This window comes from Kitasatospora sp. NPDC001539, from assembly GCF_040298565.1.
Taxonomy (GTDB): Bacteria; Actinomycetota; Actinomycetes; order Streptomycetales; family Streptomycetaceae; genus Kitasatospora.
In genome coordinates, this window is record NZ_JBEPAK010000043.1 from 26137 (window position 1) to 34802 (window position 8666).

General features: G+C 74.5%; 8 protein-coding genes. 5 read left to right on the top strand and 3 right to left on the bottom strand.

Annotated elements, in window-relative coordinates; all coding sequences use genetic code 11:
• Nucleotides 1-74: 74 nt before the first annotated feature.
• The 4 genes from ABT247_RS10205 (at nucleotide 75) to ABT247_RS10220 (ending at nucleotide 3876) form a co-directional block, all read left to right on the top strand.
• A complete protein-coding gene (locus ABT247_RS10205) occupies nucleotides 75-1235 on the top strand; it encodes an aliphatic sulfonate ABC transporter substrate-binding protein (protein WP_350740885.1) in 1161 nt (386 codons plus the stop codon).
• Nucleotides 1236-1402: 167 nt separating this feature from the next.
• Nucleotides 1403-2206: an ABC transporter ATP-binding protein gene (locus ABT247_RS10210; RefSeq protein ID WP_350740887.1), complete on the top strand. Its 804-nt coding sequence runs from the start codon at nucleotides 1403-1405 to the stop codon at nucleotides 2204-2206.
• On the top strand, nucleotides 2193-3125 hold the full coding sequence (locus tag ABT247_RS10215; RefSeq protein WP_350740889.1) for an ABC transporter permease: 933 nt from the start codon (nucleotides 2193-2195) through the stop codon (nucleotides 3123-3125). The genes ABT247_RS10210 and ABT247_RS10215 overlap by 14 nt, the downstream gene beginning before the upstream one ends.
• A 10-nt stretch (nucleotides 3126-3135) precedes the next feature.
• Complete coding sequence (locus tag ABT247_RS10220; protein ID WP_350740891.1) at nucleotides 3136-3876, top strand: sirohydrochlorin chelatase; 741 nt, start codon at nucleotides 3136-3138, stop codon at nucleotides 3874-3876.
• 266 nt (nucleotides 3877-4142) lie between these two features.
• On the opposite strand, the gene ABT247_RS10225 is transcribed toward ABT247_RS10220, so the two are convergent.
• Nucleotides 4143-5153: a hypothetical protein gene (locus tag ABT247_RS10225; RefSeq protein ID WP_350740893.1), complete on the bottom strand. Its 1011-nt coding sequence runs from the start codon at nucleotides 5151-5153 to the stop codon at nucleotides 4143-4145.
• 113 nt (nucleotides 5154-5266) lie between these two features.
• Between ABT247_RS10225 and ABT247_RS10230 the strand changes: the two genes are divergently transcribed.
• Entirely contained in the window at nucleotides 5267-6115 is an 849-nt protein-coding gene (locus tag ABT247_RS10230; protein ID WP_350740895.1) for a helix-turn-helix transcriptional regulator, read from the top strand.
• 162 nt (nucleotides 6116-6277) lie between these two features.
• Here the strand turns inward: ABT247_RS10230 and ABT247_RS10235 are convergent, their stop codons facing one another.
• Nucleotides 6278-7954, bottom strand: a complete 1677-nt coding sequence (locus ABT247_RS10235) for a DEAD/DEAH box helicase (protein ID WP_350740897.1) — start codon at nucleotides 7952-7954, stop codon at nucleotides 6278-6280.
• A 168-nt stretch (nucleotides 7955-8122) separates the two neighbouring features.
• Nucleotides 8123-8329: a cold-shock protein gene (locus ABT247_RS10240; protein WP_207816199.1), complete on the bottom strand. Its 207-nt coding sequence runs from the start codon at nucleotides 8327-8329 to the stop codon at nucleotides 8123-8125.
• Nucleotides 8330-8666 lie beyond the last annotated feature (337 nt).

An 8666-nucleotide genomic window follows, 5' to 3' on the forward strand; every position in this document is an offset into this window, starting at 1 on the left:
GCCGCGCGCACCACCTTCCGACCGTCCACCCGGGAACCGCCTCCTGACGGTTCCGTCCACGAACAGGACTCGCCATGGCACCGCACCCGTCCTCCCATCCGCACGTCCGCCCCAACGCCGGCCGGATCAGACGCTCCGCGGCGGCCGCCGCGGCCGGACTGACCGCCGTGGCGCTGCTGTCGGCGTGCGGCTACGGCTCCAAGGCCGACGACAAGTCCTCCGACACCAAGGCCGACGCCGCCGCCACCGCCGGCGGCTCGGGCGCGAAGCTCTCCGCCGACACCGTGAAGATCGGCTACTTCGCCAACCTGACCCACGGCACCCCCCTGGTCGGCCTCCAGGAGGGCATCTTCCAGAAGGAGTTGGGCGCCACCCAGGTCAAGACCCAGGTCTTCAACGCCGGTCCGGCCGAGATCGAGGCGCTCAACGCCGGGTCCATCGACATCGGCTGGATCGGCCCCTCCCCCGCGATCAACGGCTACACCAAGTCCGACGGCAAGTCGCTGAAGATCATCGCCGGTTCGGCCTCCGGCGGGGTCAAGCTGGTCGTCAACCCCGAGAAGATCTCCTCCCTGGACGACCTCAAGGGCAAGAAGATCGCCACCCCCCAGCTCGGCAACACCCAGGACGTGGCGCTGCTCAACTACCTGGCGGGCAAGGGCTACAAGGTCGACGCGGCCTCCGGCGCGGGCGACGTCTCGGTGGTGCGCACCGACAACAAGGTCACCCCCGACGCCTACAAGTCCGGCTCCATCGACGGCGCGTGGGTGCCCGAGCCGACCGCCTCCAAGCTGGTCACCCTCGGCGCGAAGGTCCTGCTCAACGAGAAGGACGTCTGGCCGGACAAGAAGTTCGTGATCACCAACATCATCGTCTCGCAGAAGTTCCTCAAGGAGCACCCGGACGTGGTGGAGGCCGTGCTGCGCGGCTCGGTGAAGACCAACGCCTTCATCAAGGCCAGCCCGGACAAGGCCAAGGCCGACGCCAACGAGGCGATCAAGAAGGAGGCCGGCAACGCCCTGGAGCCGGCGGTGCTCGACCCCGCCTGGGCCGACATCGACTTCCTGGACGACCCGCTGGCGAACACCCTGCAGGCCGAGGCCGACCACGCCGTGACCGCCGGGCTCCTCAAGAAGCCCAACCTGAACGGCATCTACGACCTCACCCTGCTGAACAAGGTCCTCGCGGCCCAGGGCCGGCCCGCCGTGGCGGACGCCGGACTCGGCACCAAGTAGCGCCGCCCCTCCAGTTCCGCGGTCCGGCCCCCGCCCGTCCGGTCGATCCCCGATCGATGCCCACCGGGACGGGCGGGGCCGGGCCCCGGCCCCGCTCCGCAGACCCCTCCCTCCTCGCCCGCCGACCGGCGGGAGGGACCATGACCACTCACGCAGGAGGTGCCCGGATGACCCCGGCACTGACCACCGAGGCCGACACCGCCGCCGTCGACGCCCGCGACGGCGCGCCCGCCGTCCGCATCTCGCACGTGCACAAGTCCTTCGGCCGTCCGGGCGCGCAGACCCATGTCCTGGACGACATCACCCTCGACGTCGCGCCCGGCGAGTTCGTCACCCTGCTGGGCGCCTCCGGCTGCGGCAAGTCCACCCTGCTCAACCTGGTCGCCGGCCTGGACGAGCCCAGCCGCGGCACCATCGAGGTGCCCGGCGGCCGGCCCGCGCTGATGTTCCAGGAGCACGCGCTGTTCCCGTGGCTGACCGCCGGCCGGAACATCGAGCTGGCCCTCAAACTGGCCGGGGTCCCCCGCCCCGAGCGCCGCGCCGAGGCCGAGCGCCTCCTCGAACTGGTCCGCCTGAACGGCTCGTACGGCAAGCGGGTGCACGAGCTGTCCGGTGGCATGCGCCAGCGCGTGGCGATGGCCCGGGCGCTCGCGCAGGGCAGCAGGGTGCTGCTGATGGACGAGCCGTTCGCCGCGCTCGACGCCATCACCCGGGACGTGCTCCACGACGAGATCACCCGGATCTGGTCCGAGCGGCAGCTGTCCGTCCTGTTCGTCACCCACAACGTGCGCGAGGCGGTGCGCCTGGCCCAGCGCGTCGTGCTGCTCTCCTCCCGCCCCGGCCGGGTCGCCCGCGAGTGGCGGATCGACCTGCCGCAGCCGCGCCGCATCGAGTCCGCCGGCGTCGCCGACCTGTCCATCGAGATCACCGAAGAACTGCGTGGGGAGATCCGTCGCCATGTCCAGCACTGACACCACGCTCGCCCACCGCGCCGACGGCACGGCCGACCACGGCCCCGACCAGGGCCCCGCCGGCGACACCGCCGACGTCGGCGCCGGCCTGGACGCCCTCGACGCGGTCTCCGCGCAGCGCAGTTCGCTCGGCGAGGTGCTCCGCGGCAAGGCCCTGCCGCCGCTGATCGGCGTGCTGGTGGTGCTGGCGCTGTGGCAGGGCGCCTACAGCCTGCACCTCACCTCCTCCTACAAGTTGCCCAGCCCGGCGGACGTGTGGCACTCCGCGCAGGACCTCTGGTACCAGGGCACGCTGTTCTCGATCATCTGGACCAGCGTGTGGCGCGGCCTGTCCGGCTTCCTGCTCGCCGTCGCCATCGGCACCCCGATCGGCCTGGTCGTCGCCCGCGTCCGGCCGGTTCGCACCGCGATCGGCCCGGTGCTCCAGGGCCTGCAGTCGCTGCCCTCGGTCGCCTGGGTGCCGGCCGCGGTGATCTGGCTCGGCATCAACGACTCGATGATGTACGCGGTGATCCTGCTCGGCGCCGTCCCGTCCATCGCCAACGGGCTGGTCGCCGGCATCGACCAGGTGCCGCCGCTGTTCCTGCGTGCCGGGCGCACCATCGGCGCCACCGGCCTGTCCGGCGCCCGGCACGTGCTGATCCCGGCCGCGCTGCCCGGCTACCTGGCCGGGCTCAAGCAGGGCTGGGCGTTCTCGTGGCGTTCGCTGATGGCCGCCGAACTGGTCGCCTCCTCCCCCGACCTCGGCCGGGGCCTGGGCCGGTTCCTGGAGGACCAGCGCGAGTTCTCCGACATGTCCGGGGTGCTGCTCGGCATCATCCTCATCCTGTTCGTGGGCATCGCCATCGAACTGCTGGTGTTCACGCCGGTCGAGCGCCGGGTGCTGCGCAACCGCGGCCTGCTGGCCGCCGCCAAGTGAGGCTCCGCCGATGACCGCCCTGCTCCTGATCGCCCACGGCAGCCGCGACCCGCGCCACGCCGCGACGGTGGCCGCCCTGGTGCGGCAGGTGCAGGCGCAGCGGCCCGGCCTGGAGGTCGCCACCGCCTACCTGGACCACTGCGCGCCGCGGATCCCCCAGGTGGTGGGGCGGCTGAGCGACGCGGTGGCCGTCCCGTTGCTGCTCAACCGGGCGTTCCACGCCAAGCACGACATCCCCGCCGCGCTGCGGGCCGCCGGGGCGGGGCTGCCGGTCGCGGACGTGCTGGGTCCGTCGCCACTGCTGCTCGCCGCGCTGGAGCGCCGCCTCGCCGAGGCGGGGCTCGACGTCGCCTCCGCCGCGGTTCGGGCCGGTACCGGTGTGGTGCTGGCCGCCGCGGGCTCCTCCGATCCGGCGGCCGACGCCGCCACCCGCGCCGTCGCCGCCGAGTGGCGCCGCACCCGGGGCTGGGCCGCCGTCGAGGTCGCCTACGCCTCGGCGGGCGGGCCGCGGGTGCCCGAGGCGCTCGCCGCCGTGCGTGCGGCGGGCGCCGCCCGCACGGCGGTCGCCCCGTACCTGCTGGCCCCGGGCCTGCTGCCGGACCGCATCGCGGCCGCGGCGGCGGGGGCGGACCCGGTGGCGGACACCGTGGCGGACACCCTGGGGCCGGCTCCGGAGCTGGCGGCCCTGCTGCTGGAGCGCTACGACCAGGCCCGCCGGGCCGCGCGGTCGGCCCCGGCGCTCACCGCCTGAGGAGCGGCGCCCGCGTCCTCGATCGGCACCGGCTTCGGCAGCCGCAGCGAGGTGGTGAAGGCGGCCCGGCCGCCGGAGGGCCCGTGAGGACGGGTGAGCACGGCGTCCTCGACCTCTCCCGGGGCCACGCCGTGCCGGGCGATCTGCTCCTGCTGACGAGCGGCGGCGCAGGGACGGTGCGTGGGAACGATGACGGTGCGCGGGAGCGTCGACGGCGCGCCCAGCCCGGGGCTGGACGCGCCGTGCGGGCGCTGCCGGCTGGTCGATCAGATCCGGCGCAGGGTGAAGGCGTCCGCCGGGTGGCCCGCGAGGGCGTCGGCGAGCCCGCCGGAGAGCAGGTAGAGACTGCCGGCCGGCCCGGCGACGGGAGCGGTGGGGGCGGCGTCCGCGGAGGGGCGGACGGCGGTGAGGCGGGCGGTGCGCCACTGGTCGTCGGAGCGCAGTTCGACCTCGGCGTCGCGGCCGGCGCCCAGGAGGTTGTTGGTGACGCCGGCGATGGAGCCGTCGGGGCGACCGAGCAGCCCGTCCAGGTGCAGCAGGGAGGAGCCGCCGGCCACCTCGACGCGCCGCACGGCGGCCGGGTCAGCCAGCGGGACGTTCCACAGCGTGCCGTCGTCCCACTTGCCGATGATCAGACGACCCGCGCGGTGGACGATGCCGTTGAGGCCGTACGACCCGGGGGCGGGGGCCAGGCGCGGGTCGCGCAGCAGGACGGCGGCGGTCCCGTCGGGCGCCACCCGGTAGACAACGGGGGCGAAGGAGTCGGTGACGTACGCGGTGCCGTCGGGGCCGACCGCGATGTCGTTGGCCAGGTGGCTGCCGCCGTCGCCGGCGACGGCGGCGAGGTCGGTGTAGAAGAGGCGGCGGCCGGTGTCCAGGTCGTAGGCCCCGATCCCGGCGATCTTCCCCAGCGTCGCGGCGCTGCTGCGCTCGCCGACGCCGTTGTCGAGGTCGGTGACCAGGACGCGGCGGTGCACGGGGTCGATCCGCAGTCCGGCGATCTCGGTCAGCGCCGGGTCCTGCACCAGGGTGCGCACGCTGCCGTCGAGGCCGACGGCGGAGACGGTGCCGTGGCGCAGCGAGCCCAGCAGGAAGCGGTGGTGGGAGGCGTCCCAGACGCCCGACTCGGGCACCAGGGTGGGCGCGTGGCCGGTGACCACGGCCGGGGCCGGGTGGTGGGAGGCCGCGGCGGCCGGGAGCGTTCCGGCGGTGCCGAGCAGGGCGGCGGCCGCGAGGGCGACCAGGGTGCGGCGGGCAGCGGTGTTCTGACGGTTCATCACGGTTTCCTCGCGCAGCGGGTGCGGTGTCGTGATCAAGGTTCACCCGAGCGCCGCCGGCGCGGCAGTGCGTGGCGATACTGGTAGTTCGACCACCAGGAAGGGCGGGGGACATGAACGAGGCGGAGGAGCGTCGCGCGGAGCTGTCGGGCTTCCTGCGCACCCGGCGGGCCCGGCTGACGCCGCAGGACGTGGGGCTGGCCCCGGGGGTGCGGCGGCGCACACCGGGGCTGCGGCGGGAGGAGCTGGCGCTGCTCGCCGGGGTGGGGGTGACCTGGTACACGTGGCTGGAGCAGGGGCGGGACATCCATCCGTCCCCGGAGGTGCTGGCGAGCCTGGCGCGGACGCTGCGGCTGGACCGGGCGGAGACGGCGTACCTGTTCCGCCTGGCGAGCGGCCGTCCGCTGGACGGCGAGGTGAGCGGCGCGGCGGAGGTTCCGGCGGCGCTGCTGCGGCTGATGCACGCGCAGTGGCCGTCGCCGGCCTGGGTGATGGACGCCAACTGGGACGTGCGGGCGTGGAATCCGGGCGCGGACGCGCTGTTCGGGCTGTCCGGGCGGCCGTCGGAGGAGTGCAACCTGGCCTGGGTGGTGTTCGGCAACGCGGTGCACCGGGGCCGGGTGGAGGACTGGGAGGTGCACGCCCGCCGCTTCCTGGCGCAGCTGCGCTCCGCCTACGCCGAGCGCGGCGGGGAGGCGACGGCCGTGGGCCGCCGGCTGGGCCGGATGATCCAGCAGGTGCGCGACGAGCACCCGGAGGCGGACCGCTGGCTGGACGAGCACCAGGTCGCGGAGCGCGCGGGTACGGAGAAGGTGCTGCGGCACGAGGAGTTGGGCGAGCTGCGGATCGACCAGCACGTGCTGCTGGCGGCTGAGGGGCTGCAGCTGATCGTGATGGCGCCGCAGGACGCGGAGACGGCGGAGCGGCTGCGCCGGCTGGCTCCGACGGCCGCTTCCGTGTAGGGCGGGGCGGCCGGGCCGTTCAGCGCAACGGCACCGGGCCGCATGGCGGTTCAGCGAGTCGGCGGCGGGCCGTCGGGCCGTCCGGTCGAAAAGCGGAACGGGCTCCGCGCCGCTCCCCGTGGGGAGGAGCGCGGAGCCCGTTCACCGGGACTCGGCGGACCGTCAGTCGAACTTGCGGCGCTGGCGGCCGGTGCCGTAGTTGGCGCCGGACTTGGAGCCGCTGCCGGGCTTGGGCCGGCCCGAGGAGCGTCCGATGAAGCCGGCGGCCTGGGGCCGCTCACCCTGGGCGGCCGCGCCGAGGCGCTGCTTGGGGCGGGGGCGGCGGGGGTTGCCGTTCATGTCGACGTCGGTCGGCAGCCCGGAGCGCTTGGCGGGGCGGCGGCGGGCGGCGGCGGGCTTGCCGTCGGCCGGCTTCTCGACCGCCTGGGCGGCCGGGACGGGCGGGGCGACCGGGACGCCGCTGGGGGTGCGGGCGCCGGTGATCCGGGCCAGGTCGGCGTCGCCGGGGCGGATCTTGGTGATGGTCGGGCGGATCCCGGCGACCGTCATCAGCCGGTTGACCTCGCGGCGCTGCTCGGGCAGCACGAGGGTGACGACCGTGCCGGACTCGCCGGCCCGGGCGGTGCGGCCGCCGCGGTGCAGGTAGTCCTTGTGGTCGATCGGCGGGTCGACGTTGACGACCAGGTCGAGGCCGTCGATGTGGATGCCGCGGGCGGCGACGTTGGTGGCGATCAGCGCGGTGACCTCGCCCTCGCGGAACTGGTCGAGCACGCGGTTGCGCTGCGGCTGGGACTTGCCGCCGTGCAGGGCGGCGGCCTGGACGCCGGTCGCGCGCAGCTGCTTGGCCAGCCGGTCGGCGCCGTGCTTGGTGTGCACGAACATGATCACGCGCCCGTCGCGGGAGGCGATGTGGGCGGTGGCGGAGGCCTTGTCGGTGGGCTCCAGCTGCAGGACGTGGTGGTCCATGGTGGTGACCGCGCCGGCCGACGGGTCGACCGAGTGGGTGACCGGGTCGTTCAGGAAGCGCTTGACCAGCCGGTCGACGTTGCGGTCCAGGGTGGCGGAGAACAGCATCCGCTGACCGTTCTCGGCGACCTGCTCCAGCAGCTTGCTGACCTGCGGCAGGAAGCCCATGTCGGCCATCTGGTCGGCCTCGTCCAGGACGGTGATGGCGACGTCGGACAGGTTGACGTCACCGCGCCCGATCAGGTCGTCCAGCCGGCCCGGGGTGGCGACCAGGACCTCGGTGCCGCGGCGCACCGCGTTGGCCTGGCGGCTGATGCCCATGCCGCCGACCACGGTGGTGATCCGCAGGTTGACGGCGGTGGCGTAGGGGGTGAGCGCCTCGGTGACCTGCTGGGCGAGCTCGCGGGTGGGCACCAGGACGAGCGCCAGCGGGTGCCGGGCGTCGGCGCGGCGGCCGGCGGTGCGGGCGAGCAGCGGCAGGCCGAAGGCGAGGGTCTTGCCGGAGCCGGTGCGGCCGCGGCCGAGCACGTCGCGGCCGGCGAGCGAGTCGGGCAGCGTGGCGCCCTGGATCGGGAACGGCTCGGTGACGCCCTCGCGGGTGAGCGCGCTGAGGATCGCCTTGGGGAGGTCGAGTTCGGCGAAGGTGGCCGCCGGGGGCCGGGCCGGGGTGCCCTCGACGACGGTGAAGTCGGCGGGCTCGGCGGCGGTGCGGGTCGTCTTGGGGGCGCCGACGCGGTTGCGCGGCTTGCGGGGGCGGTCGGCGCCCTCACCGCTGCGGCGCGGACGGTCGGTGCGGCGGGCCTGGTCGGCCGGGCGGTGCTGGTCGCCGTTGCGGGCGCCACGGTCGCGGGGCGTGCGGGCAGGGGTGGTCACGGGGTCTCCGTCGGTCGGTCGGCAGCCCGCGGTGCGGGCTGGTCGGCCGTCGGAAGGAAGTGCGCCGCCCCGGCCGTTCGGCGGCATGAACGAGGGCCCGCACCGGCTCGCGGTGCGGGCCCCCGCTTCACGAGATCACAGGATCGCGCGTCAGCGTGGTGGCTGACGTCAGCCGATGACCTGGATGTTCTCGCCCTGCGGGCCCTTCTGGCCCTGGGTGACGTCGAACTCCACGCGCTGGCCCTCGACGAGCTCGCGGAAGCCCTGAGCCTGGATGTTCGAGTAGTGGGCGAACACGTCCGGGCCGCCGCCGTCCTGCTCGATGAAGCCGAAGCCCTTTTCGCTGTTGAACCACTTCACGGTGCCGGTAGCCATAACCGTCTCCTTCTTTTGGGGCATCGGGGATTCACACCTCGTGAATCCCCAAGTAGCCGCGATCCCCATCCGGAGAGTGAAACACCGGACAAAACAAATGCGCCTGTTGGTTGGGACCAGCAGGCGCACACAAGCGTTCATGGGAACCAAAACTGCAACTGACTCGACTGTAGCACGGTGGCACCGCGATTGACCGGGGACTTTCTGCGGAGCAGATCACGTTTGCCGCCCCCGGAAAGCGGGGAGCGGCGCCCCCCCCGGGGGGGGGGCCCCCCGGGGGGCCCACCGCCCGGGGGGAGCCCGGCCGGGCGGCGCCCGCGGGGGCGCCCCCGCCCGC